Source organism: Burkholderia sp. AU30280, from assembly GCF_020420125.1.
Lineage (GTDB): Bacteria > Pseudomonadota > Gammaproteobacteria > Burkholderiales > Burkholderiaceae > Burkholderia.
Genome location: NZ_JAIZRY010000008.1, coordinates 53,095 through 78,592, shown reverse-complemented (window position 1 = coordinate 78,592; position 25,498 = coordinate 53,095). Strand labels below are relative to the sequence as shown.

Annotated in this window: 26 protein-coding genes; 12 read left to right on the top strand and 14 right to left on the bottom strand. The window is 68.1% G+C overall.

What is annotated here, in order from left to right; all coding sequences use genetic code 11:
- Positions 1-2: 2 nt before the first annotated feature.
- Together LGN17_RS19495 and LGN17_RS19490 are read right to left on the bottom strand one after the other, a co-directional pair.
- Positions 3-395 (bottom strand): VOC family protein, encoded by a 393-nt coding sequence (locus LGN17_RS19495; RefSeq protein ID WP_226198218.1) that lies wholly within the window; start codon positions 393-395, stop codon positions 3-5.
- Entirely contained in the window at positions 392-1,342 is a 951-nt protein-coding gene (locus tag LGN17_RS19490) for a ketopantoate reductase family protein (RefSeq protein ID WP_226198217.1), read from the bottom strand. The genes LGN17_RS19495 and LGN17_RS19490 overlap by 4 nt, the downstream gene beginning before the upstream one ends.
- Positions 1,343-1,423: 81 nt before the next feature.
- Here LGN17_RS19490 and LGN17_RS19485 point away from each other — a divergent pair, with 81 nt between their 5' ends.
- From LGN17_RS19485 to LGN17_RS19470, 4 genes are all read left to right on the top strand, one after another.
- Positions 1,424-2,374, top strand: a complete 951-nt coding sequence (locus tag LGN17_RS19485) for a LysR family transcriptional regulator (protein WP_226198476.1) — start codon at positions 1,424-1,426, stop codon at positions 2,372-2,374.
- Between the two features lie 426 nt (positions 2,375-2,800).
- Entirely contained in the window at positions 2,801-3,256 is a 456-nt protein-coding gene (locus tag LGN17_RS19480) for a hemerythrin domain-containing protein (protein ID WP_226198216.1), read from the top strand.
- Between the two features lie 37 nt (positions 3,257-3,293).
- A complete protein-coding gene (locus LGN17_RS19475; RefSeq protein ID WP_226198215.1) occupies positions 3,294-4,418 on the top strand; it encodes a putative zinc-binding metallopeptidase in 1,125 nt (374 codons plus the stop codon).
- 156 nt (positions 4,419-4,574) lie between these two features.
- The gene (locus tag LGN17_RS19470; RefSeq protein WP_226198214.1) at positions 4,575-4,796 is read left to right on the top strand and encodes a hypothetical protein; all 222 of its coding nucleotides are present in this window, start codon (positions 4,575-4,577) and stop codon (positions 4,794-4,796) included.
- Positions 4,797-4,926: 130 nt separating this feature from the next.
- Here LGN17_RS19470 and LGN17_RS19465 read toward each other — a convergent pair whose 3' ends face one another.
- From LGN17_RS19465 to LGN17_RS19435, 7 genes are all read right to left on the bottom strand, one after another.
- Positions 4,927-5,904 carry a PHB depolymerase family esterase gene (locus LGN17_RS19465; RefSeq protein ID WP_226198213.1) on the bottom strand — a complete coding sequence of 326 codons (978 nt, stop codon included), beginning with the start codon at positions 5,902-5,904 and terminating at the stop codon, positions 4,927-4,929.
- A gap of 130 nt (positions 5,905-6,034) precedes the next feature.
- Complete coding sequence (locus tag LGN17_RS19460) at positions 6,035-6,289, bottom strand: GlsB/YeaQ/YmgE family stress response membrane protein (protein WP_226198212.1); 255 nt, start codon at positions 6,287-6,289, stop codon at positions 6,035-6,037.
- Between the two features lie 220 nt (positions 6,290-6,509).
- On the bottom strand, positions 6,510-6,821 hold the full coding sequence (locus tag LGN17_RS19455) for a hypothetical protein (RefSeq protein ID WP_226198211.1): 312 nt from the start codon (positions 6,819-6,821) through the stop codon (positions 6,510-6,512).
- The gene (locus LGN17_RS19450; protein ID WP_226198210.1) at positions 6,821-7,192 is read right to left on the bottom strand and encodes a hypothetical protein; all 372 of its coding nucleotides are present in this window, start codon (positions 7,190-7,192) and stop codon (positions 6,821-6,823) included. Before LGN17_RS19450 ends, LGN17_RS19455 begins: the two co-directional genes overlap by 1 nt.
- Before the next feature lie 52 nt (positions 7,193-7,244).
- The gene (locus LGN17_RS19445) at positions 7,245-7,493 is read right to left on the bottom strand and encodes a CsbD family protein (protein WP_151047927.1); all 249 of its coding nucleotides are present in this window, start codon (positions 7,491-7,493) and stop codon (positions 7,245-7,247) included.
- Positions 7,494-7,718: 225 nt separating this feature from the next.
- The gene (locus LGN17_RS19440; RefSeq protein WP_226198209.1) at positions 7,719-8,861 is read right to left on the bottom strand and encodes an FAD binding domain-containing protein; all 1,143 of its coding nucleotides are present in this window, start codon (positions 8,859-8,861) and stop codon (positions 7,719-7,721) included.
- A gap of 80 nt (positions 8,862-8,941) precedes the next feature.
- Positions 8,942-9,133, bottom strand: coding sequence for a hypothetical protein (locus LGN17_RS19435; RefSeq protein ID WP_226198208.1), 192 nt, complete (start codon positions 9,131-9,133; stop codon positions 8,942-8,944).
- 269 nt (positions 9,134-9,402) lie between these two features.
- Here LGN17_RS19435 and LGN17_RS19430 point away from each other — a divergent pair, with 269 nt between their 5' ends.
- A complete protein-coding gene (locus LGN17_RS19430) occupies positions 9,403-9,585 on the top strand; it encodes a fumarylacetoacetate hydrolase family protein (RefSeq protein WP_226198207.1) in 183 nt (60 codons plus the stop codon).
- Between the two features lie 114 nt (positions 9,586-9,699).
- On the opposite strand, the gene LGN17_RS19425 is transcribed toward LGN17_RS19430, so the two are convergent.
- The gene (locus LGN17_RS19425; RefSeq protein ID WP_226198206.1) at positions 9,700-10,419 is read right to left on the bottom strand and encodes a TetR/AcrR family transcriptional regulator; all 720 of its coding nucleotides are present in this window, start codon (positions 10,417-10,419) and stop codon (positions 9,700-9,702) included.
- Positions 10,420-10,783: 364 nt separating this feature from the next.
- On the opposite strand from LGN17_RS19425, the gene LGN17_RS19420 reads away from it, so the two are divergent.
- The 3 genes from LGN17_RS19420 to LGN17_RS19410 are packed head-to-tail and all read left to right on the top strand — an operon-like array spanning position 10,784 to position 13,983.
- Complete coding sequence (locus LGN17_RS19420; protein WP_226198205.1) at positions 10,784-11,521, top strand: YoaK family protein; 738 nt, start codon at positions 10,784-10,786, stop codon at positions 11,519-11,521.
- A 48-nt stretch (positions 11,522-11,569) separates the two neighbouring features.
- Positions 11,570-12,511, top strand: coding sequence for a glyoxalase (locus LGN17_RS19415; protein ID WP_226198204.1), 942 nt, complete (start codon positions 11,570-11,572; stop codon positions 12,509-12,511).
- A 14-nt stretch (positions 12,512-12,525) separates the two neighbouring features.
- A complete protein-coding gene (locus tag LGN17_RS19410) occupies positions 12,526-13,983 on the top strand; it encodes an alginate export family protein (protein WP_226198203.1) in 1,458 nt (485 codons plus the stop codon).
- Between the two features lie 18 nt (positions 13,984-14,001).
- Here the strand turns inward: LGN17_RS19410 and LGN17_RS19405 are convergent, their stop codons facing one another.
- A complete protein-coding gene (locus tag LGN17_RS19405; RefSeq protein WP_226198202.1) occupies positions 14,002-14,907 on the bottom strand; it encodes a LysR family transcriptional regulator in 906 nt (301 codons plus the stop codon).
- A gap of 133 nt (positions 14,908-15,040) precedes the next feature.
- Here LGN17_RS19405 and LGN17_RS19400 point away from each other — a divergent pair, with 133 nt between their 5' ends.
- Positions 15,041-15,691 carry a DsbA family oxidoreductase gene (locus LGN17_RS19400; protein WP_226198201.1) on the top strand — a complete coding sequence of 217 codons (651 nt, stop codon included), beginning with the start codon at positions 15,041-15,043 and terminating at the stop codon, positions 15,689-15,691.
- 213 nt (positions 15,692-15,904) lie between these two features.
- Here the strand turns inward: LGN17_RS19400 and LGN17_RS19390 are convergent, their stop codons facing one another.
- On the bottom strand, positions 15,905-16,813 hold the full coding sequence (locus tag LGN17_RS19390; RefSeq protein WP_226198475.1) for a helix-turn-helix domain-containing protein: 909 nt from the start codon (positions 16,811-16,813) through the stop codon (positions 15,905-15,907).
- 397 nt (positions 16,814-17,210) lie between these two features.
- Between LGN17_RS19390 and LGN17_RS19385 the strand changes: the two genes are divergently transcribed.
- The 3 genes from LGN17_RS19385 (at position 17,211) to LGN17_RS19375 (ending at position 22,918) form a co-directional block, all read left to right on the top strand.
- On the top strand, positions 17,211-20,096 hold the full coding sequence (locus LGN17_RS19385; RefSeq protein ID WP_226198200.1) for an ATP-binding protein: 2,886 nt from the start codon (positions 17,211-17,213) through the stop codon (positions 20,094-20,096).
- Positions 20,097-20,260: 164 nt separating this feature from the next.
- Positions 20,261-22,150 carry an amidohydrolase gene (locus LGN17_RS19380; protein WP_226198199.1) on the top strand — a complete coding sequence of 630 codons (1,890 nt, stop codon included), beginning with the start codon at positions 20,261-20,263 and terminating at the stop codon, positions 22,148-22,150.
- A 96-nt stretch (positions 22,151-22,246) separates the two neighbouring features.
- On the top strand, positions 22,247-22,918 hold the full coding sequence (locus tag LGN17_RS19375) for a phosphohydrolase (protein ID WP_226198198.1): 672 nt from the start codon (positions 22,247-22,249) through the stop codon (positions 22,916-22,918).
- 86 nt (positions 22,919-23,004) lie between these two features.
- On the opposite strand, the gene LGN17_RS19370 is transcribed toward LGN17_RS19375, so the two are convergent.
- On the bottom strand, positions 23,005-24,117 hold the full coding sequence (locus LGN17_RS19370) for an alkene reductase (RefSeq protein WP_226198197.1): 1,113 nt from the start codon (positions 24,115-24,117) through the stop codon (positions 23,005-23,007).
- A gap of 147 nt (positions 24,118-24,264) precedes the next feature.
- Positions 24,265-25,482: an MFS transporter gene (locus tag LGN17_RS19365; RefSeq protein WP_226198196.1), complete on the bottom strand. Its 1,218-nt coding sequence runs from the start codon at positions 25,480-25,482 to the stop codon at positions 24,265-24,267.
- Positions 25,483-25,498: the final 16 nt, after the last annotated feature.

Below are 25,498 nucleotides of genomic sequence, written 5' to 3'. Positions count from 1 at the left end.
CATCACTCCCCCGCACGCGGGTCGATGGCCAGCGCCTGCGCGACGCAGGAAGCCGGTCTGGCCTGGATCAGTTCGACGGCAAGCCCGTCGGGAAGGCGAAGCCAGTTCCGCCCTTGGGGCATCTCCGTCACGCCGAATCGTTGTGCGGCGGCCAGCGCGGCTTCCAGGTCTTCGCACATCACGCCGAGATGGGCGAGCCGGCCTTCGGGGCCTTCGTGTTCCGGCGCGTGGATGAACTGCAGGCCGCCGAGCGTCCAGTATTGGCGCGGCGCGTCGAGCGTGCCGTCCACTTCGCGCAGGGTCATGCCCAGTACTTCCTCGAAGAAACGGATGTGCCAGCGGATGTCCTTCACCCAGATCGCAACGTGTTCGAGATAGGCTTTCGGGGCATTCATGCGGCAGCCTCCTTGCGTTGGCGATCGGCCATCGCGCGTTCGAGCCCCTTGATGCAGGCGACCAGCGTTGCATTGACCGGCGTCGGCACGCCGTAGCGCTGCCCCCAGCGCACGACCGATCCGTTGATGAAGTCGATCTCGGTGATCGAACCCTTCTCCAGGCTTTGCAGCATCGACGTCTTGAAAGTGGCCGGCAGCCCTTCGGCGGCGAGCGTCCAAGCCTGTTCGGGATCGGTCATCGACAGCTTGACGCCCGCCGCCTGCGCCGCCGCGATCGCCTCGGCCACGGCCGCGAGCGACGTCGCCTTCAGCAGCGGCTCGTCGTAAAGCTGCCCGTAGGTGAGGCCGGTCAGGCCCGTCAGCGCGCCCGTCGCGACATTCACCAGCAGCTTGTCCCACATCGTGCCGACGATGTTGTCGCTGATCGTCGTGGCGAGGCCGGCGGCATTGAACGCGGCGGCAATCGCCTGCACGCGCGGCGTGATGCGGCCGTCGAGTTCGCCGATATGGGTGGCCTTGCCGATCACGCCGGATTCGATGTGTCCCGCGCCGCGAAGCACGCCGCCGACGTAAGTCTTGCCGGCGAGCACGCGCTCGCGGCCGACGACGTCGATCAGGATGTCCTCGTGTCCGAGCCCGTTTTGCAGCGACAGCACGGCGGTTTCGGGCCCCACCAGCGATTGGGCGCCGCGGATCGCGGCGTCGGTGTGGAACGACTTCACCAGCACGATCACCAGGTCGGCCACGCCGACATCGTCCGCGCGAGTCGTCGCGCGCACGCGCACCTGCCGGGTGCCGCCCGCATCGTCGACCCGCAGTCCGTCGCGCCGCATCGCATCGACGTGCGCGGGCGAGCGGTCGATCAACCAGGTCTCGTGACCGCCTTGGGTGAGGGTGGCGCCGATCGCACAGCCCAGTGCGCCGGCCCCCAGAATCGCGATTTTCAATGGCTTCTCCTTGACGTATGGCTTCACGATAGGAGTCGCCGCTCATATCGACAATGCAATGAATATAATGACGTCATTGCCTTGGACAATAGTGCGACGATGCCAGCCGACCTGCCCGACCTGAAGCTGCTTCAACTGTTCGATCTCCTGTACGACGTACGCAGCGTCACGCGCGTGGCCGAGCAACTCGGCCAGAGCCAGCCGACCATCAGCATCTGGCTCGGGCACTTGCGGGAATACCTGCACGATCCGCTGTTCATTCGCACGCCTGGCGGCATGGCGCCGACACCGCAAGCCGACGCGCTGATCGGGCCGTGCCGGGAAATTCTCGAATCCCTGCGGCGCTTCACTGCATGGGAGATTGCGTTCGATCCTGCGACGGCCCAGCGACGCTTTCGCATCTGCATGACCGACGCGAGCCACGTCACGCTGCTTCCGCGCTTGCTGGCCCACGTCCGGGCGCAGGCGCCCGGGGTCCGGCTGGAAGCCGCACGAATCGACGGCAATACGGAGCGGGCGCTCGAATCCGGCGAAGCCGATCTCGCGATCGGCTATGTGCCGTGGCTGGGCGGCGGCATTTATCAGCAGAAGCTGTATGACCAGGACTGGGTGTGCCTCGCGAACCGGCATCATCCGAGAATTCGCGGGCGCCTCGGGGCAAAGCAGTATCGTTCCGAAGGGCATGTCGCCATTACGGCGGGAACCGGTGCGCAACTCCTCGAACAGGCGTTGAGACAGGCGCGCATCGAACGAGACGTCGTGCTGGAGTTGCCCGGTTTTCTGGGGCTGGGGGCGATCGTCCAGACGACCGACCTGATCACGACGCTCCCCCGTCATATCGGCGAGACGCTGGCGCACGCCAGCGACCTGGCGGTTCATGCATGCCCGATTCCGGTCGACGGTTTTGCGGTGCGGCAGCATTGGCACGCGCGCTATCACCATGAGGCCGGCAACCGCTGGCTGCGCGGCCTCGTGATTCGATTGTTCGGTGCCGCGCATCGATCGGCAGGCGACGCGCCGGAACCGCATTGAGGCTCGATTGAATGCCGTCGAAAGATCCGATGCTCGACGATCGGATGTTCGCTCGCGCACCGACATCCCGGGCGGCCTCGTCCAGCACTTCCGCATGTACTCCGGCGACGGTGTATTCGTTGGGCGCTTCGTCCTCGCGCGGCACTGCTGCCGCTAGCGTTGCCATCGCAGCAGCGACGAGAGCCGCCTGGTTGTCATACAGCAGTTCCGTATCGCCATGGCGAAGTTCGTCGAATGCGTTGATCACGGTATCGTCGACCGCAGCGCATGCCGTGTAGCACGCGTCGGAAGGAAGTCGAGGGTCGATCGTCGTCGGCAGCGTCGGTATGCACTAGTGCATTTGCAACTGTCGCGGCGCACGAAGGTTTGTGACCATGTCGAATCCACGGCGCGCTGCGCCGGATGCCGACCACCCGGGAGCCCCGCATGTCCGAAACGATCTTCGATGCACTGCGCGAAAGCCATGAGATCCAGCGCACGCTGATGCGCCGGCTATTACGGTCAAGGCCAGGCCCGGATCGGAGTATCCTGTTCGAACAGCTGCGCATCGAGCTTGGCGCGCACGAGGCCGCCGAGGAGCGCTTTCTGTACGCTCCGATCCTGATGGACGACCGCGGGCTTCATCCGTCGCGCGATGCACTTGCCGATCATCACCGGATGGACGAGATCGTCGACACCCTGCGCGGCCGCGACTCCGGCGCGCGCGGCTGGCTGGCGACCGCCAGGAAACTGTCAGGAGAGCTGCACGATCATCTGAAAGAAGAAGAGAAGATCTTCTTCCAGATCTCCGGAAAGATCCTGCGCGATACGGAAAAGTCGGCGCTCGCGAAGCGATACCGGAACGACTATCGGCGCATGCACGCGCGGCTAGCGGACGAATAGCGGCCGGCGACGTCATCCTCTACCCGGACGGCACATCATGAAAACCTTCCACTGCGGCCAATGTTCGCAACTGGTGTTCTTCGAGAACGTGAAGTGCGAGCGCTGCGATGCATTGCTCGGCTATCTGCCGGACGTCGGCGAAGTCGGCGCGTTCGAGCCCGTGGGCGACGGAACATGGCGCAGCCTGCACGCGGCCGCGCCCGGGAAACGCTATCGGCAATGCGGCAACTACGCGATGGAGCACGTTTGCAACTGGATGATTCCGGCGGAAAGCGACGACGCGCTGTGCCGCGCATGCGTGCTCACCGAGACGATCCCGAACCTGTCGTCTCCCGACAACCGGCTGCTGTGGTTCCGGCTCGAGGCCGCGAAGCGACGGCTGCTCTATACGCTCCTCGTGCTGGGCTTGCCGGTGGAATCGCGCGCGCAGCAACCGGCACGCGGGATGAGCTTCGCATTCAAGGCGTCGTCGGACACCGAGCGCGTCATGACCGGCCATGCGAACGGCCTCATCACGGTGAACCTCGACGAAGCGGACGACGCGAAGCGGGAGCGGATCCGCGCGGACATGCGCGAGCCCTATCGCACCTTGCTCGGTCACTTCCGGCATGAAATCGGCCACTACTACTTCGACCGCCTCGTGAGCGGCAGCCGCTGGATCGAATCGTTTCGCGCCTGTTTCGGCGACGAGCGCGCCGATTACCAGGCGGCGCTCGACGCACATTATGCCAACGGCGAACCCGCAGGCTGGGAGAACGCGTACGTCAGCGAGTACGCGACGATGCACCCGTGGGAAGACTGGGCCGAGACGTGGGCGCACTACCTGCATATCGTCGATACGCTCGATACCGCGACCGCGTGCGGGCTCGTGCTTGCCCCCGACGACGCGAGCCTGCCGTCGCTGGCCGACCAGACGTCCGTCGACGAAGCGAGCTTCAGCAGCCTGATGCGGCGCTGGTTCCCGCTGACCTACGCGCTGAACAGCCTGAACCGCAGCATGGGGACGCCGGACGCCTATCCGTTCGTGCTGGCGCCTGCCGTCGTCGCGAAGCTGCGCTTCGTGCACGATGTCGTGGCTGCATCGAGCGACGCGACGGCGGCCCAGCCGTCGCTCGTCGCGTATGCGGCGGGGAGCGGGGCGGAGCCGGACAGCGTGCGGTAGACGTCGGGGCCTGGCGAGTCCCGACACGGTTCGAATACAGACAAGACACGCGGCATGCGCGTCGTGCATGTCGCAAATGTTTCGTGCCAACGGCGAGTGCGTTTCACGCAGGATGGGCCTGCGCGGGCGCCCCGCTTTTTTCAAGGAGAATTCCCGATGAAGTTCCTCTCGATCGCAGTGGCGTGCATCGCGTTGTCGGCCGCTTCCCTGTCGGCTCAGGCGGCCGGATGCCTGAAGGGTGCGGCGGTGGGTGGGGTGGCCGGGCACGTCGCCGGCCATCATGGCGTGGTCGGTGCGGCGGCGGGATGTGCGATCGGCCATCACCATGCGGCGAAGAAGGCGAAAGAGGCGAGTGCGGCGGCCGCCGCGTCGCAGTGACGCGACGGGACGAGCGGCCGTAACCTGTTGCCGCTCGTCCGTTCCCGCCGGGTGGCCGTAGCGACAATCCGGATGGCGCCCCTGCGGCCCGTTCGTCGAACGGCGCAAGATCGGCGCCGACGATGCGGCGTCAGGTGCTCGCGATCGCCGCGGCGTCGCGGCGGCGGTATCGGAAAAACGACCACATCATCGCGGTTGCGTCCGGCCCTTCCGCGGCATGAAACGGCACGCGAGCGTCGCCGCCACTCCACGCGTGACCGAGCCTGCGGACGATGCAGACACGCACGATGCAGCGGCCGCCGCGCCGATGGTCGACGACCAGCCGGTCGCCTCGATCCGACACGGTGCGCGTCCCGCTGATGGGCTCGCCCTCCGCGTCGATGAAATGATTGACGCGCAGCCACTGTCGCGCCGCCTGTTCCGCGTTGATCTTCGCAACGACGCCGTCCCGTTCGCCGTGCACGATCAGCGCCGGCATGCCGGGGTAGTCACGCACGCAGACGGCCGCATCGACGAGCTGCACCGGATCGCCGCGACTGCCGTACTGCATCACCTTCAATGCGTCGAGCGATGAGCGGGCGGCAGCGGAAACGGCGCCCGAATGAAGCGCCACGGCCGCGAACAGTGCGGGCTCGTGCAGTGCGAGTTGCGCGGCAAGCCCCGCGCCGGCGGACAATCCCGCGACGTAGACGCGGGCGGGATCGAACGCATGCTGCCTGACGATCGCGCGGATCAGCGACGCGATCGCATCCGCGTCCGAGCCGGCGGCCGGCTCGGGCGGGTCGAACCAGTTCCAGCAGCGATGGGGGTGCCTGCTTTTCGATTGTTCGGGCAAGAGTACGGAAAAGCCGAAGCGATCGGCGGCACGATCGATCCGCGTGCCGAGCGCGAACGATTCGGCCGTCTGCTTGCAGCCATGAAGCATGACGACGAGCGGGCCATGGCGTGGCGCACTGCGCGGACGATACAGCGAGTAGGTGACGTGATTGACGAAACGGCCGGGCGCCGGCGGCGACGAAAAGAACGAGCGGGCCCATACGCCGTCGGTGGACAGCGCGGGCTGCTTGCTGGAAGCGGGCTTCGCGCGTGGCGCGGCCGTGCGTCGCACGGCCTTTCTCCTGGGCGGCGAAGCGAACGGATTCAATCTCAGCCAGAGACTCACCGGTTTTCGCGGCATGATCAGTGAGCGGCATGCGGCGTCGCATGCCGGATGGTGACGAAGGGCACGCGGTCGGCCGTCAGGCCGCGCGATTGAACAGACGGATCACGAACAGCAGGATCACGGCGCCGATGACGGCGATGATGATCGAGCCGAGAATGCCGCTGAAGCCGATGCCGAGCAACCCGGCGAGCCAGCCGCCGATCACGGCGCCGACGATGCCGACCACGATGTCGATCAGCAAGCCGAAACCTCCACCCTTGACCAGGACTCCCGCGAGCCAGCCGGCGATTGCGCCGATGATCAGCCATACGATCAAACCATGTACGTCCATGATGTTTCCATTTCCTTCGGATCGACGACAGATTCGTGAAACGGGATCTGTTCGGCGGTCCACGCAATATAGGACAGAACGCGCAACGGAATCGCCTCCTTTTGCACTACACGGCGAAACCGTTCCGCACGATTGAAATGGCCCGAAGAAATCGGACCGGTCGGCCCGCCGGGCCTCCAGTAGAAGCGGCCGTTGCGGCACTCACCCCGGATGTGCCGATCTACTTCTGCATGATGTCCCGCGTCATTCGCCCGATCAACGTGACCAGCCCGGCGCGAACGGCTGTCGTCACAAGCCGCCGCGGCCCCAGGATGACGAAACCGGCCAGCGCCACCGCGACGGCCGCGGCGGTCGACCCGCCGAGGGTCGGCAACTTCACCGCCGGATATTCGGCGATGTCGCCGGGACGGCCCCGCCGAGTCATTTCGGTGACGTGGTTCGACGCGGACAATTCGGCTCGGGTCGCCGCCATGCGGGCCAGCAGGACACGCCGCATCGATTCCGGCGAACCGTCGGGGATTCGGCTTTTCATCACAGGCTCTCTTTGACGGTCTGGATGTCGCGCTGCAATTCCTCGGTCAGGACGGAAAACGTGCCGCGCTCGTCACGCATGCGCACCGCCGCGAAGGAGACGACGGACACGCACACCCAGAACCCGGCGACGACCCAGGATGTTTCGATCAGGTACGGCGTTCGCGCGGCGCTGACGATCGCCGCCACGCACACGAAAGCGAGCCCGAACGTGACGCTCAGGCCGAGCAGCGCATACAGCATCAGATCGCGCAGGAAGTACTTCCTGGCGAGATCGAATTCGATCGCCGCGAGACTCGCGTAATCGGTCAGGCGCGCGACCGAGAATTGCGCGACATCCTGCCATTTCCTGATTCTTGAAAGCAAATCCATGACATGCTCCGATGATGACCTCAACGCATGCCGTCGGGCTCGCGACAGCCGATCAGCGCTTCGACCACATTGCGCCGATGATGAAGCTCACCGCCGCGACGGTCGCCAATGCCGCAATCGGGTTGCTTGCGGCAACGTCGCGCACCTGCTCGAGCGCCTCGCCATAGGATTGCTGAACCGCGCCGGCCACCTGACGCGCCTTTCCCTCGAACTGCATGTCGGCACTGCCCGTGGCGTCCCCCACCGCTTCCTGCGCCTTGCCTGCGAGCTTCTGTACCGTGCCTTCCGTCTTTTCGAACATGATCGACCTCGTCATTCAATCGGGTTGCCTGACTATCGGGACAACGCTGGATCACATCCGTGAAGCCATCCGATATCCCGTGGCTCAGTGTAGAGAGGTCGCGGCGTGCGGGTCATGTTCAAATGCACCGGGACGGGTAGTGCATTTGAGGGGGGCGGTGACGAATCGCGTCGCATTGACTGCCGACGGTTGGGGGCGGACGCAGCGCACGCGGCCGGCGGCGGCTCAGGCGCGCCCCATGATCCGGGTGCCGAGCGAGATGCCGAGTTCGGACAGCGATGCGTTGGTCGTGAGCTGAAGCCCTTCCCAGCGCGACAGCGCGGCGTCGAACGCGGGGCCGCGCTCGACGCCGCGTAGCGCCTCGGCGAGACCGACGGCATTCTCCGCCGCTTTCGCGACGCCTGCGGCCGTGTGCGGCCGGACGAGGCAGGACGCATCGCCGAGCAACACCGCGCGGCCGAACACCATGCGGTCGACCGCGAGATCGAGGATCGACTGCGCGAATGGCGCGCGCGTTGCCCCGACGAGCGCGGCGAGCGTCGGCGCGAGCATCCGGCGGCCCGCGTCGACGAGTTCGAGCCGGTTGTCGTCCCTCATCGCGCCGGGCGGCAGCGAACCGTCGCGTTGCGTGCCGTCCTGCGCCAGGAACAGGGAGGGCAGGCGATCCTGTGCGAGCCGCCGGTACCAGACCCAGTTGACGCGCCGTTTGCCCGGTTCGATTGCGCCGTCGCGGCCGGGCACCAGATAGGTAAGGAACAGATGCGCGTCGCCTTGCTGAAACGTGAAGCGCTCGCGCAGCACCTGCAGCACCGTGCTCGGAAGATCGTGCTCGTCGACGAGCCCGCGCCAGGCGACATAACCCGCGTACGCGGGCCGCGCATCGGGCAACAGTTGCGCGCGAACGTTCGAGCGGCCGCCGTCGGCGCCGACCAGCAGGTCGGCCTGCTCGACGCGGCCGTCCGCGAAATGCGCGATCACGCGATCGCCTTCCTGCTCGAACCGCTCGAACAATACGCCGGCGTGTACGACGCCCGCAGGCAGCGCGCGCTTCAGGGCCGTGTAGATCACGTTCCATGCGGTCTGCGTTTGCGGCATGTAGTAGCGTTGCACGATCCGGTCGTGCTCGTCGAGATAGATCCGGTCGACGGAATCGACGCCCCCATCGCGCGGCACCGGTACGCCGCCGAACGCGAACGCGCGCTCGATCGGCGGTTGCAGCACGATGCCGCCGCCGCGGCTGTCGAGGTCGTTCGGCGATTGCTCGAATACCTTGACGCGCCATCCGGCCGCACGCAGCGCGGTCGCCGTGAAAAGCCCGCCCACCGATCCGCCGACGACGATCGCCAGCGGGCCCGAAACGTCGCTCATGATGCCTTCCTCCCGATGATCCGTGATGTGCGCGGCGATTCAGCCTTCCCGGTGCTTCTGGCACTCGGGCGGCAGCGCGTTCACGCGCGCTGGCTGCTCGTCCTGCTGCGTGATGGGCTCGGCACGCAGGTTCGCCGCCATGCTGCGCAGACGGAATTCATGTCGAACATCTTGCTGACCGCATCGAAATCCTCGCCCCGGATCGCGATGGTCGGGCACGCGATCTTCACTTCGACGTCGGAGAGATCCTGCTTCACGTCCTCCGCGTTCACGCGGTAGTCGGCCAATGCGCCGCGCACGGCGCACGGGCGCCGATATCGATGTGGTGCTGGCGGATGCCATTCGCGGTGACGGCGTGATGGGCGATCGACGGCGTGGCGGTGATCATGTGACGGTCCCTGTTCGGTTCAGTCTGCGCACAGTTCGGGGGCGGGTGCCAATGTCTTTCGAGGATAGGCGAAGCGATCGGCGGGTCGGATAAATTGTTCTGAATTCGTCTGGTTGCGCGTGCGGCCGGTAGCTGCCGCGCGGCGGCGGTGGGTTGCGAATCCAGACGCGCCTGACCGGCGCGGTCATGCAGGAGGCGCCGACGTCGGACATGATTTTCGACGTCGAAACGCTGGTCGTGCTGCCGAGCGGCGTGATGAGGCTGCCGGCCGGCAACGTGATCGTCACGGGCATGCCCGCCGGTATCGGGAAGGCGCGCAACCGCAACTCTGGATGAAGGCCGGCGACGTGTGCGAAGTCGAGATCGGGCTGCGTGGCGTGTTGCGCAATCCGGCCGCCCCTGGGCGGCGCGACACGTAGCGAACGCGTGGCGCGACCGTCGGCCGCCGCGTCAGGCGCGCCGGCGGCGGCGGGCGGCCGTGCCCGGCGCGAGCTGCTTCAGCGCGGCGGGCGTGCCGTGCAGGAACGCGTCGACCAGCCGTTCGATTTCGGTGTCGAGATCGTCTGGCACCGGCAGGCCGTAGACCCACTTGCGGACGCCGAAATAGAAGATGCTCGCGTGCAGGCTCCAGACCAGTTCGATTTCCGCATTGCGCTGGGTCTCGGTTGCCGGCGTGGCGAGGTCGTATTCGTGCCGCAGCTCGCGCAGCACCGGCAGGAACACGCGTTCGCGCAGCCGCGACAGGTAGCGCGTGTTGAACCCCTCGCGGCTGAGCCCCGCGAAGATGAAGGTGCGGATCCATTCGCGCCGCAGGATGGTTTGAGCGTACGCGCGGTAGAACGCGACAAGCCGCGCTTGCAGCGGCACCGCGCGATCGGCGATCAGCTTTTCCCAGTCGGGATTCCACGTGTAGATCTCGTCGTACACGCGATCGATCAGCGCCTCCTTGCTCGGGAAGTACCGGTACAGCAGCGGCTGGGTGACGCCGATCTGCCGCGCGAGCTCACGCGTGCTGCCGGAAAAGCCGTGTGTCGCGAAGTGCTCGATCGCCTTCTCGACGATCTGCCGCTCGCGCGCTTCCGGCGCAAGCCGGCGGCCCGGCGTGACGGTGTTGCCGTCGGCGTTCGTCCCTCGGTCGCGGGCCGGCGTGCTGCGTTTCCTTTCGGTCATTCATCGGCTCCTGATTGCAGGCTGCTTAACTATCGATCGAAAAATAACACGATCGGTGCGTCGAGTCCGGCGGCGGCGCGGCTTGTGTCGCGGTGCGGGGCACGTTGCGGGGTCGTCCCGCGACGAGTCGGGCCGGCAGCGCCGTCCGGCGCTCGGGCGGCGAATTCAGAAAAATTCAGGCCGTCCGCCCATGACTTTAAGACGCGCCTTAACTAGTCTAGCTTCCGAACCGCCGCATGGGCCGGACGCCAGTCGGCGATCCGGGCCGGCCGGCGAAACCGGAGTGGAGCATGCGTTATCTCATCTCGCCGCGCGCAGGCACGACGTGCGCCGGCGCCGCCGACACCTTCCAGGAAGCCGCGTCATGCCGCCGCAGCCAGTAACCGCGGGCACCGCCGCGGCGCCCGATCGCGTGCGCGGCGAGGACGTGTTCCTCGCGTCGATCGCGGGTTATGTCGACACGCTCGGCTTCGTCGCGCTGTTCGGCCTGTTCACCGCGCACGTCACCGGCAACTTCATCCTGATCGGCTCGGGGCTGGCCGGGGTCGGCCAAGGGCTCACGATCAAGTGGCTCGCGTTTCCGGCCTTCATCGCCGGCATCGTCGGCGCGCGGGTGCTCGACCACCGGATGCGGTCGCTGGGCCACGGCGTGCGCGCGCGTTCGCTGTATGCGCTGCAGACCGTGCTGCTGGCCGGGTTCATGCTGGCCGGCGTGATGGCTTCGCCGATCGCCGACGCCGATGCGCCGAAAACGATCCTGTGCGGCCTGCTCGGCGCCGCGGCGATGGGCGTCCAGAACGCGCACGGCCGGCTGACCGCCCGCTCGGTCGTCGCCAATACGGTGATGACGGGTAATGTCACGCAGGCGGTGATCGATGCGTTCGACTGGCTCGTGCCGATCGCCGCGCCGGCCGAACGGGCAGCCGCGCGCGTGCGGCTGCGGCGCACGCTGCCGCCGGTCGCCGGTTTCGCGCTCGGGGCGGGCGCGGGGGCGACGGCCTATCTGTATGCCGCCTTCTGGGCACTGGCGTTGCCGCTCGCGGCGCTGTGCTTCCTCGCTTATCAATCCGGCCGGCCCGACGAGGGGCCGGCGCCACGCTGAATGCGCGCGCGCCATACGGCCGCGCTTGCCACTTTCCAGGAGAATTCGATGATTGCACTGAAGTTGCGACAAGTATTGCGGATGACGGCCGCGTCGACGGCCGTGCTCGGCGCATTGCTGGCGACCGCGCCGGCCCAGGCCGACGAAACCCGCCTGCTGGAGACCTCGTCCGCGAAGGTGCCGGCCGTCACCGTCGGCCCGCAATACGACACGACGCACGTGTGCGTCGCGCCGGAAGACTTCGACCGCTTCACCGACAGCTTCGTCGCGACCTTCGGCGGCAAGAAGTCGCAGCAGGGCGTGTTCCAGGTCACGCCGACGCCGAGCCAGACGATGTCGCAGCTCGTGTTCACGCCGTCCGGCACGATCTCGGTGTTCGGCTTCAAGACGCCGATCCCGTATCCGTTCTGCGCGGAGCGCACCGGTTATCTCGTCACCGACATGGACGTCGCGATGAAGTCGGCGCGCGCGCACGGCGCGGACGTGGTCGTCGACACGTTCCCTGACCCGATCGGCCGCGACGCGATCATCCGCTGGCCGGGCGGCGTGAACATGCAGCTGTACTGGCACACCCAGGCGCCGAAATACGACCCGCTGCAGACGGTGCCGGAAAACCGCGTGTACGTGTCGCCGGAAAGCGCGAGCAAGCTGGTGCACGACTTCGTCGCGTTCTCGCGCGGCAAGGTGGTGTCCGACGTGCGCAAGGCGCCGGGCGTCGAGATCGGCCGTCCGAACGACACGTACCGTCGCATCCGCATCGAATCGGGCTTCGGCAAGATGACCGTGCTGGCCACGGACGGCCATCTGCCTTATCCGTTCGGCCGCGAGATGACCGGCTACGAAGTGCCGGACCTGGCCGCCACGTTGGAGAAAGCCAAGGCGGCCGGCGCGACCGTGCTGGTGCCGACGTTCACGTCGGACGGGCGCGATGCGGCGCTCGTGCAGTTCCCGGGCGGCTACGTCGCCGAGATCCACGCGCGGTCGAAATAATGGATCGTCGGCCGATGCGACGGGCGTGGCGGCGCGTGCTGCCGGCCGCCGTGCTGGCGGGCGGCGTCGCGACGTACGCCGGTACGGCGGCCGGTGCCGAGGAAGCCGCGGCGGCCGATGCCGCGGCGCCGGCCTCGACCGCCGGCACGGCGTGTACCGCCAAGCGTCCCACGGTGCTGTTCAACCGCTGGCAGGAAGACTGGTCGGTGCTCGCGAATCCGTGCGTGCCGCGCGAGCCGCTCGATTCGCTGAAGTACATCCCGCTGGGCGGCGACCCGTCGACCTACCTGTCGCTCGGCGCGAACCTGCGCGAGCGCTTCGAGCTGAACAACGCGCCGCTGTTCGGGCTCGGCGCCGCGCACGACGACAATTACGTGATCCAGCGCGCGACGGTGCATGCGGACCTGCGCTATGCGGGGCACTTTCAGGCGTTCGTCCAGTTCGTCGATGCCCGGCCGTTCGGCAAGGATACGGTCGGGTCCGTCGACAAGGACCAGCTCGATATCGAGCAGGCGTTCGTCGCGTATGTCGATCAGGTCGGCGGCGGCACGTTCAAGACCCGCATCGGCCGGCAGGAGATGGCCTTCGACCTGCAGCGTTTCGTGTCGGTGCGCGACGGGCCGAACGTGCGCCAGGCGTTCGACGCGCTGTGGGCGGATTACGAAATCGGCAAATGGCGGCTGATCGGTTATGTGACGCGCCCGGTGCAGTACCGCAACGACGCGGTGTTCGACGACGTGTCGAACCGGCACCTGAGATTCGACGGCGTGCGTATCGAGCGCAACGGCATCGGCCCCGGCGACCTGTCGGGCTACTGGTCGCGCTACACGCGCGACAACGCGCGCTATCTCGCCGGTGCCGGGAACGAGCGGCGCGACGTATTCGACATGCGCTACGCGGGCAAATCCGGCCGGCTCGACTGGGACGTCGAGGCGATGCTGCAGACCGGGCACATCGGGCAGGACACGATCGGTGCATGGGCGTTCGGCGCGCTGGGCGGCTACACGTTCGCGAAGACGCCGGGCACGCCGCGCATCGGCATCCAGGTCGACGGCGCGTCGGGCGACAAGCACCCCGGCGACGGGCGCATGGGAACCTTCAACCCGCTGTTCCCGAACGGCTATTACTTCACGCTCGCCGGCTACACCGGCTACAGCAACCTGATTCACGTGAAGCCGTCGCTGACGTTCAAGCCCGCCAGCAACGTGACGGTGCTGACCGCGGTCGGTTTCCAGTGGCGCGAGACGACGGCCGACGCAATCTACGGGCAAGGGATGCAGGCGGTGCCGGGCACGGCCGGCAAGGGCGGTTCGTGGACGGGCATGTATGCGCAGGCCCGCGTGGACTGGCTCGTCAGTGCGAACGTGGCGCTGGCCGTCGAGGCCGTGCACTTCCAGGTCGCCGACTCGATTCGCGCGCTCGGTGCGCGCAATGCCGACTATGTCGGCATGGAAGCGAAGTTCGGCTGGTAATGCGGCGCGCCGCGCGGCTCAGTGCTGCGCGCGTGCCAGCGCCTCGACGAAATCGATGAACGCCGCGACGCGCTTCGAGCCGCGCTGATTCGGCAGGTAGAGCGCGGTGACGACCGAGCGGGCCGCATCGGGCGTGACGTCGTACTGTTCGAAGAGCCTGCGCAAGCGGCCCGACTGGACGTCGGCATCGACCAGCCAGTCGGGCAGCAGCGCGATGCCGGCGCCGTCGAGTGCGGCATCGCGCAGCACTTCGCTGTGATTCGACTTCAGGCACCCGGCGACGAGCACTTTCGTCGTGCCGTGCGCATCGGCAAACGCCCAGGCCCGCTGGTCGCCGCCGAAGTGAAAGCGCAGGCAAGCATGGTCGACCAGCTCGCCTGGGGTCGATGGCGTGCCGTGCGCATCGAGGTAGTCGTGGCTCGCGACGACATAACGATGGAACGTGCCGAGCTGCCGCGCGACGACTTCCGCGGACGGCGCCGCTTCGCCGAGCCGGATCGCGACGTCGATCCGGCCGGCGACGAGATCGACGCGTTCGTCGGTGAGTTGCAGGTCGAGGTCGAGCTTCGGATAGCGCGCGAGGAAGGCCGCGACGTGCGGCGCGATGCGGCGCACGCCGTATGCGACCGGCACCGACACACGCAGCGGCCCGGACGGCTCGTCGCCGCGATCGGCGACCAGCGCGTCGGCTTCCGCGAGTTCCTCGAGCAGCCGCTTCGCGCGGGCGTAGTACACGGCGCCGGCATCGGACAGCGTGACCTGCCGCGTCGTGCGGTTCAGCAGCACGGTGCCGAGCGACGCTTCTAGCGCATCCACCGCGCGCACCACCGACGACGCCGCGAGTTCGAGACGGCGTCCCGCGCTCGAGAAGCCGCCGGCTTCCGCTACTTCCACGAACGCGCGCAGCGCGGAGAATTTGTCCATGTCGTCGCCTTTGTCGCTTCGTGACTTCGTGCCTTTGTGCGTACCGCAACGATGCGTTGCGTGCCGTTCGCATTCTATCGCCGGCCCGCAAGCGCTATCTTCACGACTGGCAATGTACAGGAAGGAGCGTGCGATGAAACCCCTCGAAGTCACGGTGACCTACGATCTCATCTGCCCGTGGTGCTGGATCGCGGAGCACCGGCTCGCGGAAGTGATCGACGAAGCGGGCCTGGCCGGCAGCGTGAGCGTCCGGTTCGTGCCGTTCGAACTGAACCCGACGATGCCGGCCGGCGGCATCGACCGCAAGGCGTACCGGAGCGCGAAGTTCGGCAGTTGGGCGCGCTCGCAGGCACTCGACGCGCATGTGGCCGAAGCCGGCCGCGCGGCGGGCCTCGTGTTCGATCATGCGCGGATCGCGCGCACGCCGAACACGCGGCTTGCACACCGGCTCGTCTGGTTCGCGCAGCAACGCGGCAGCGCGGTCGCGCTCGTCGATGCGCTGTTCGCCGCGTATTTCCGCGACGGCCGCGATATCGGCGATGCGGACGTGCTGGTCGAGATTGCGGCGGGCGCCGGTTTGCCGGGCGACGCGGTGCGTGCGTTCCTCGCGTCCGGCGAAGGGCTCGACGCGGTGGTGGCGCTCGAAGTGGAGGCGGCGCGCGAAGGCATTGCTTCGGTGCCGTCGACGCGCATCGGGCGGTCGGTCGTCAGCGGCGCGCAGCCGGCTGCTGTCTTTCGCGACGCGTTGATCGACGCGCAGCGCGCGCTCGGCGAGATCGCCTGAATCCGGGCCGGCGCTGCCTGGGCACGGCTGGCAGAACGATTCATGTCCCGCTCAGGATGATTGCGAACCCGGCCGGCAAGCTCAGTGCCGCACACATCGCGGTTCCCGGGCTCGGGTGTTTGCGCAGGGACGGGGAGCCGTACGACTGGGTGCCGGTCAACTACGACACGACACCGTTTCGATGACGGGCATCGCGCGCGCGTGGCGGTGGTGTCAACGGGACCGTTCGCGCCGCCATGCGCCCGGCGGATGGCCGACGATGCGCGCGAACACACGGTTCAGGTGGCTCTGGTCCGCGAAGCCGCAGACGGCTGCGATTTCCGCGAGCGTCATGTCGGTCGTCTCGATCAGTTGCCGGGCGCGGGTCACGCGCTGTTCGAGCAGCCATTGATGCGGCGTGCGCCCGGTCGTCCGCGAGAACGCGCGGATGAAATAGCCGCGCGACAGGTCGCATTCGCTCGCGACCTCCTCGATCGACACGCCGAGATTCGCCTTTTCCATCAGCAGTTCCTTGGCGCGCGCAGCCTTGGCCGGCGACAGCAGGCCCTTGCGCTGCAGGTCGCGTGCGTGCGGATTGCCGTAGCGGCATGCGAGGTGCGTGCCGATCGCGAGGCCCATCTGCTCGACGAACAGCGTGTTCAGCGCGCCCGGCGCGTCGAGGCTGTTGGCGACGGCGTGTGCGAGATGGCCCAGCACCGCGTCCTGCACGTCGGGCGCGCAGGTCAGGCCGCCGATTTCCGTTCCGTCGTGCTCGCGGCCGAGGCGGTCGAGGTAGCTGTGCGACAGCTCGACGAGCACGAAGTCGAACTTGCCGTACAGGTCGGCGCGGAAATTCCGGGAAAAATCGCGAATGTAGATCGAGTTGTGCTGAAACCGCCGCTCGGATTTGCCGGCCCCGCCGTAGATCGTGCGCCGGTGCCCGCTGTTGAGCGACACGCCGATCAGGAAGCCGCGATCGCTGGCCGCCATCTCGATGCGCTCGAATTGCTCGTCGCGCATGCATTTGCGATGGAGCTTCAGGCCGCCGACCGACCTTTCAATATCCTTGGATAACAGGCTCGACAGGCATCCGAGCGTGTCTTTCGGCGGCGGCGCCTGCGGCGCGACGAGGGAGGCTGGCATGGTGGAACAATCCTTCGATGGGGTACGGCGCGCGAGCATTTTTACGCGCAGTTTATACGGTGCGCGCGACAGTCCAAAGATAACTTGAATAAATGTACGCTGGCTGACGAAAAATGCGGGCGCGAACCGATCCGCGCCGCGCCGGCCCGGCACGCGGGCGCACGCGCATTCCGATCGATATTGCGTCATTGGTATTGGCGCGACGCGGGTTTGGTGGCGTGCCCATGCGGAGGTCGCCAGCGCATTTTCCTTCAAGATTTTTATTTATACGGCGTTTACACTCGACCCACTTTTTTGAGATTAGCACCCGGCCTGCAGGGCTGGCCGGGTGCGCACTCCCGCCCCGGTGAACTGCCGTGTTCACATGGCGGTCATCGTGGGGAACCTGGAGGCGGCCATGATCCAGATCGGGACGTTGTCGGTGGATTTCGAGCAGCGAGACATTCGCTGCCGCGGTGCGTCGTTGCGTATTGGCGCACGCGCGCTTGACATACTGGAAGTACTGCATCGCGCCAACGGTTCCGTCGTGTCGAAGGACGACATCATGGATGCCGTCTGGCCGGGCCTGATCGTCGAGGAGAACCGGCTGCAGGTGCATGTCGCGACGTTGCGCAAGGCGCTGGGCGCGAACCGCGACCTGATCAAGACGGTGCCGGGCCGCGGTTACCTGCTGATCGCGAATCCCGCCGTCGTGCACGAGGCGGCGCCGCGCGCGACCGCGTTGCCGCACGACGCCGTCGTGGCTGCCCGTCCGGTTCCGCTGGTCGGACGCCAGGCCGAGATCGAGCAGATCGTCGCCATGATCGAATGTGCGCCGGTCGTCACGCTGGTCGGTGCGGGCGGCATCGGCAAGACGAGCCTGGCCGACCGCGTCGCGCACGAACGGCGCAGCCGCTCCGGCGAGCGCGTCCTGTTCGTGGCGCTGGCGAGTGCCGCGACGCGCGACGACGTGTTGCTCGCGATTGCCGCGGAACTGGGGCTCGAGACGGACGGCTTGCCGGGCATCGACCGGATCGGCGATGCGTTCGCCGCGTCGCCGGGCCTGCTCGTGCTCGACAACGCGGAGCACGTCGTCGATCTGGTTGCCGACCTCGTCGATACGCTGACGTCGCGCGCCGTATCGCAGCGCGTGCTCGTGACGAGTCGCGAACCGCTTCATATCTCGGTCGAAGCCGTGTTTCGCGTGAGTCCGCTCGCGGTGCCGGACGGCGCTGCATCCGTCGACGAGATCGAGCGCTCTTCGGCCGTCGAGCTGTTCCTGGCGCGGATCCGCGCCGCCACGCCCGACTGCGCGGTCGATCCGGCCGGCATCCGGCTGATCGGCGACATCTGCCGGCGTCTCGACGGGCTGCCGCTTGCGATCGAACTGGCTGCCGCGCGCGTCGCGACGCTCGGGCTCGAGATCGTCGCGTCGCGTCTCGACGACCGGCTGAACCTGCTGACGGGCGGGCTGCGCTCGGCGCTGCCGCGCCACCAGACGTTGCGGGCGACGTTCGACTGGAGCTATGTGCTGCTGGATGCGGCCGCGCGGTCGCTGTTTCGTCGGATGGCGTGCTTCATCGGCCCGTTTACGTTCGATGCCGCCCGCGAGGTTGCGATGGAGCCCGGCATGTCGGCCGCCGAGATGATCGCGGTGCTCGGCGAACTGGTCGCGAAGTCGCTGGTGACCGTCGAGTTCGACGGCGCGCAGGCGCGCTACCGGTTGACGGAATCGACGCGTGCGTATGCGCTCGAAAAGCTGCACAACGAGGGTGAATTCGACGCCATCGCCGAGCGTCATGCGCGCTACGAACGCGAGGAAGGGGAAGCGCGGATGCAGGCGCAGGCACAAGCCGCGGACCGCGCGAGCCTGCGTCTCGCCGCCGATGCGCCGGCGCCGCCCGTGGCGGCCGAGCCGCAGGCGCTGGAAGCGGACGCGTTGGCGCGCGCGTTGCTGGAGCCGGCGCGGATGCGCGAATGTGCGACACCGGCGCGGCGAGCGCTTGACGCGATCGAGGCCGGCGAGGGCGCGTCCGTCGACGCGGCGCGCGAGATGCGCTTGCGCGCGGCCTATGCGGCGGCGCTGCTGCATACCGATGGCGACACGCATACGGCCGCCGCGATGTGGGACCGGACGCTCGCGCTCGCGGGCCGGATCGGCGACGAGGCAGTCGACGCGTGTGCGCTGGTCGGGCTGTGGAACACGATGCTGACGCGCTCCGACATCCACGAATCGTTGCGCTACGCGACGCGCTTCGAGCGCGCCGCCGCGCGGCGGGGCGACCGGTCGCAGCGGCTGCTGGCGAATGCGATGGTCGCGACCTCGCTGCATTACTTCGGCGAGCACGCGCAGGCGCGCGAGCGGCTGGAGGCGGGGACGGCCGAGCTGGCCGAGGCCGGCGAACCGTCGTGCGCGCAGGCGGCGCTGGGGATCGACGTCGCGACGCTCGGCCGGACGATGCTGACGCGGCTCGTGTGGATGCAGGGCGATCCGGAATATGCGATGCGACTGGCGGCGCAGGCGGTCGAATGCGCGCGCCGCGCCGGTTCGGGGCTGGCGTTGTGCGTCGTGATCGGCGCCGCGGCCGTACCGATTGCATTGCGCTATGGCGATCACGACGTGATTTCCGACTACCTCGGCACGCTGCGATCGACCGCCGAGGCGAACGGGTTCGACATCTGGCTCAGCCACGCGGAATGTCTGGCCGGGCAGTTCGACATCCAGACCGGGCACCCCGGCGCCGGTCTTGCGCGGCTCGAGCCCGCGCTGCGGCGCATCGAAACGAGCGGATTCCGGCGCGTGCTCGCACCGCTGACCGTCGCGTACGCGGAAGGATTGACGCGCACGGGCCGCGCGGCCGAGGCATGCACGAGGCTCGACGCGACGCTCGCGCGCTGTCGCGCGCACGGCGAGCATCTGTTCGTGCCCGAACTGTTGCGCGCCCGGGGGCTCGCGATGCTCGAACAGGCGCGCACCGCCGATGCGGACCTCGCGATTGCCTGCGAAACCGACGGGCACCGTCATCTGCTGATGGGGATCCATACCGCGAACGGGCAAGGGGCAGCCATGTGGGCGCTGCGCGGCACGCTCGATCTCGCCGATCACCTGATCGAGCGTGGGCGTACCGCGCAGGCTTCGTTGCTGCTCGCCAACCTGCAGGGGCATTTCGATCCGCAATCGCGCGCGTTCGATGTTCGCCGGCTGGCGCGCGTGCAGAACTTCGTGCGCCCGGAGACGATGCCGTCGACGGCCCGTACGCGCATGCGGCACGAGGCGGCGGATGCGATGCAGCAGGTGGCGTAACCGCGCGCCGGACCCGCGCAAGACGCCGCCGCGCCATCGCGCCGCGGCCTGTCGGTCCGATCGTTCAATGTTCAAGGGGAAGTGGATGGTCCGTGTATCGTCAATCCGGGTGCATGCCGCGTGCGACCGTGTGCCGGCTTTCGGCGCAAGCAGGAGGCCGGACGGTGCTTAAGGCGACGGAACCCGCGGAATCGGCGGACCTCATCGTATACAACGGCAAGATCGCGACGCAGGACGACCGGCAGTCGTTCGTGACCGCGCTCGCGGTGAAGGACGGCCGGATCCTCGCGGCCGGCAGCGGGCCCGACGTGATGCGCCACGCGCGCGCCGACACGCTGCGCATCGACCTGAACGGCCGCACCGTGATTCCGGGGCTGAACGATTCGCACCTGCACGTGATCCGCGGCGGCCTCAATTTCAACCTGGAACTGCGCTGGGACGGCGTGCCGACGCTGGCCGATGCGCTCGCCATGCTGCACCGCCAGGTGCTGCGCACGCCGGCGCGGCAGTGGGTGCGCGTCGTCGGCGGCTGGACCGAATTCCAGTTCGCGGAAAAGCGCGGGCCGACGGTGGCCGAACTCAACGCGATCGCGCCCGACACGCCGGTCTTCATCATGCACCTGGGCGACAGCGCGCTGCTGAACGCGGCCGCGCTGCGCGCGATCGGCTATGGCCGGGACACGTCCGATCCGCCCGGCGGCGAAATCCAGCGCGATCGCCTCGGCAGGCCGACCGGCATGCTGATCGCGCGACCGGACATGGCCGTCCTGCACACCGCGCTCGAGAAGGGCCCGAAGCTCGGTCACGACGACCAGATGAATTCGATGCGGCACTTCATGCGCGAGCTGAACCGCCTCGGCGTGACGAGCGCGATCGACGCCGGCGGCGATTTCCAGGCCTTTCCTGACGACTACGGCCCGATCCTGGCGCTCGCCAGGCGCGGCGAACTGACGGTGCGCATCGCATACAGCCTGTTCGTGCAGCATCCCGGACGGGAACTCGACGACTACGCGCGCTGGGTGACGCTGGCGAAGCCCGGCGACGGCGACGCGTTCCTGCGGATGAACGGCGCGGGCGAACTGCTGGTGTACTCCGCGGCCGACTTCGGGAATTTTCTCGAACCGCGCCCCGATCTACCCGAAGCGCTCGAGGCCGAACTGGCCTCGGTGGTGCGGCTGCTGGTGCGGCACCGCTGGCCGTTCCGGCTGCACGCGACCTACGACGAATCGATCGGCCGCTTCCTGAACGTGCTCGAAGCCGTGAATCGCGACATGCCGTTCGACGGGCTGCGCTGGTTCTTCGATCACTGCGAGACGATTTCGGATGCGAACATCGCGCGCATCGCCGCGCTCGGCGGCGGCGTGACGGTCCAGCACCGGATGGCGTTCCAGGGCGAGTATTTCATTGCACGCTACGGCGCGGAAGCGGCCACGCGCACGCCGCCGATCCGCGCGATGCTGGCGGCCGGGCTGCCGGTCGGCGCGGGCACCGACGCGACGCGCATCGCGAGTTACAACCCGTTCGTGTCGCTGTACTGGATGGTGTCCGGGCGCACCGTCGGCGGCACGGTGCTCTATCCGGAACGCAACCGGCTCAGCCGGATGGAAGCGCTGCGCCGCTACACGGTCGGCAGTGCATGGTTCTCGAACGAGGACGATCGCAAGGGCGCGCTGGTGCCCGGCCAGTATGCGGATTTCGCGGTGCTGACGGACGACTACTTCACGATCGACGAACCACTGATCAAATCCTTGTCGTCGGTGCTGACGGTCGTCGACGGCAAGGTCGTGCATGCGGACGACGAATTCGCGCCGCTCGCGCCGCCGCCGCTGCCGGTCAGCCCCGCGTGGTCGCCGGTGGCCGAATTCGGCGGCGCCGGCGGAACCGGCCAACGTCGTCCGGCCGCGTCGGCGCAGCCGCGCGCGGCGGCCGGCGACGGCGCGGACGCCGGTTTCGCGCGCGGCCGCGGGCGTCGTTTCGCGCAGCGCCTTCATGTGGCCGCGCGGGAAGCTGTCGAGCAGTGCGAAGCATTCGGTCAACCCGGTGCCGCGTTTTAGGATGGCGTCGGTCAACGGGCAGGCCGGCTACCCTCGCACGTGTCGCGCGATGAATGGATGATGATTCGCCCCCGGCGCGGGGCAGGAGGAGACGAAATGAGTGCTGCGCACACCTGCGCACGGGCCGATGACGAAGTCGCCGGCGTCCGCATTCCCCGGACGCCGATCGCGATCGAGGCCGCCGAAGCGGCATGCGCGTCGCTACCGCGGGTGATCACCGATCACGCTTGCCGGGTGTTCGTCCTCGCGTCGCTGGCTGTGCGCCGGGCAGGCGAGACACTCGATGCGGATGCGCTGTATGTGGCCGCGATGTACGCGAACATGGGGCTGAGCACCGCGTATGGCCGCTCGACCGAGCGCTACGAGCTCGACAGCGCCGATGCCGCGCACGCGTTCCTGCTGCGCCATCAGACGTCGCAGCGCCTGCGCGACGACGTGTGGCGCGCGATCGCGCTCCATACGACGCCCGGTGTGGCCGCGCGCGTGTCGCCGCTCGCGCGTGCGTTGGCGTCCGCCGTATCGACCGACCTGATGGCGACCGGCTTCGACGCGTATTCGGCCGACGAGCGGCGGGCGGTGCTCGCCGCGTACCCGCGCGGCGACGGGTTCGGCGACGCGTTTCTCGACGCGATCGCACGCGGGGTCGCGCACCGGCCGGCGTCGACGTTCGGCACGTGGAGCGCGGATGTGCTCGAGCGGGCCGATCCGGATTTTCACCGGCCGAATTTCTGCGGACGCGTGCTGGGCGCGCGCTGGAAAGACGCCTGAAGGGTTCGTTCCGGACGATCCGGCCGACTTCGCCGGCCGTCGGGGCGGCCCGGCGATTGTCGCGCCGGGCTGCCGCCGGTGCGGGCTCAGGTGTTCCGGGCCGCCACGTCGTGACGCGCATAGTCGACGTATCCCGCGCGGTCGCCGCCATACCAGCCGGCCGTCTTCGGCGTGGCGAGCGGCGCATTCGCCGCGAGGCGTTCGACGAGATCGGGGTTGGCGATGTACGCGCGCGCGAACGCGACGAGATCGGCGTCGCCCGCATCGATCAGCGCATGCGCGGCATCCGGCGCGATGCCGCCGTTGACGATCAGCGTGCCGCCGAAGGCCTTGCGCGTGTGCTCGACGATGCGCGGCAGGTCGGGCTCGCCGCTCCAGCCGTTGGTGTCCGCCGCGTGCAGATAGGCGACGCCGGCTTCGTCGAGCATGCGGCCGACGTAGGCGTACGTCGCATCCGGATCGGCGTCGCGCACGTTGTTGTACTTCGCGTACGGCGAGATGCGCACGCCCACGCGGTCGAGCGGCATCACGCCGCCAACCGCGTCGACGATTTCCTCGAGGAAGCGCGCGCGGTTCGCGACCGAGCCGCCGTAGCGGTCGTCGCGGCGGTTCAGCGTCGACGACAGGAACTGGTGCGGCAGGTAGCCGTTGGCTGCATGGATCTCGACGCCGTCGAAGCCGGCCGCCTTCGCGCGGACGGCCGCCTGGCGGAATTCGCCGACCGTCGCGGCGACTTCGTCCGTCGTCATCGCGCGCGACGGCGTCGCGTGAATCTTCGTGTAATAGCCGTTCTGCAATTGCGCCCACACCTGCAACTGCTCGAGATCGTCGTTGACGCCGGACGGCGACAGCGGCGCGTCGCCGCCGAGCAGCGTCAGCGAGCTCACGCGGCCGCCGTGCCACAGCTGCGCGAAGATGCGGCCGCCGTTCGCATGGACCGCGTCCGTGATCTGCTGCCAGCCGGCCGCCTGCTCGTCGGTGACGAGCCCCGGCGTCAGTTCGAACGACGCGGAGGCCGGGCTGACGTTGGTCGCTTCGGTCACGATCAGGCCGGCGGACGCGCGCTGTGCGTAGTATTCGGCCATCAGTTCGGTCGGCTGGCCGCGCGACGGCGCGCGCGAACGCGTCATCGGCCCCATCACGACACGGTTGGGAAGCGGCAGGCCGCGCAGATCGTAGTGGCTGAGCAGGGAAGACATGATGGATTCCTTTTGCGTGGAGCAGCGCGGCGCCGCTTATCGTGCGACGGGCCCTGCGGAACGTTCGGTGGTGATGCGGGTGACGTGCCGGCAGCGTTCCGGCACGCGAACGGCCCGGGCGGGAGTCGCGCGTGAACCGGTGTCGGTTCAGGCTTGTGCGTGGCGTTCGGCATGCGGACGCCCGATCACGAGGTAGTGAGCCAGCGCAATGATCGGGAACGCGCCGGCGACAGCGGCGACGAGCGGCCAGCCGCCATGCGCGTACAGCGGGCTCGCGAGCGCGGAGCCGGCCGCGCCGCCGACGAAGATGCTCGTCATGTACAGCGCGTTCAGGCGGTTGCGGCTCGCCGCATGCAGCGCATAGATTTCGCGCTGGCCGAGCACCATGTTCATCTGCACCGCGAAATCGAGCACGATGCCCGTGACGACGAGGCCGTACAGGCCGGCGCCGTGGAGCAGCGCAACCGTGTACGCCAGCGTGCCGGCGACCAGCGCGATCAGTGTCGCCCGCACGGTATGGCCGGCATCCGCGAGGCGGCCCGCAACGGGCGCCGACGTCGCGCCGATCGCACCGACGAGCGCGAACAGGCCGATGGCCGATTGCGACAGCCCGTAGTGGCGCGTCAGCTCGACCGGCACGGCGGTCCAGAACAGGCTGAACGACGCGAACATCAGGCCCTGGTAGAACGCGCGATGGCGCAGCACCGGCATCGTGCGGACCAGATGCAGCAGCGAGCCGATCAGTTCGAAGTAAGTCGCGCGATGCTCGGGCTGACGCGACGGGATCGTCAACGCGAGCACGGCCGTCACGAGCGTCATCAGCACGGCGGCGGCCGCGAACACGACGCGCCAGCCGAACGCGTCGGCCACGACGCTCGACAGCGGGCGCGCGAGCAGGATGCCGAGCAGCAGCCCGCTCATGATCGTGCCGACCACGCGGCCGCGCGAATGATCCGGCGCGAGGTGCGCGGCGAGCGGCACCAGGATCTGGACGGCGACCGAGCTGAAGCCGATCAGCAGCGAGATCGCGAGGAACAGCCCGGGCGTCTGGACGACCGCGGCCGCCGCGAGGCTCGCGATCGACACGACGGCCGTGACGATCATCAGCTTGCGGTTCTCGAGCAGGTCGCCGAGCGGCACGATGAAGAACAGGCCGAGCGCGTAGCCGATCTGCGTCAGCGACACGATGAGGCTCGCGGTTTCGCCGGACATGTGCAGGCTTGGCGCGATGAGCTCGGTGATCGGTTGCGCGTAATACAGGTTCGCGACGATCGCGCCGCAGCTGAACGCGAACAGCAGGATGAGGCCCTGCGTGAGCTTGGTCGCGTGCCCGTGGGCCGCAACCGGGGTGGATTCTGCTGACATGGTCGACTCCTTGGAA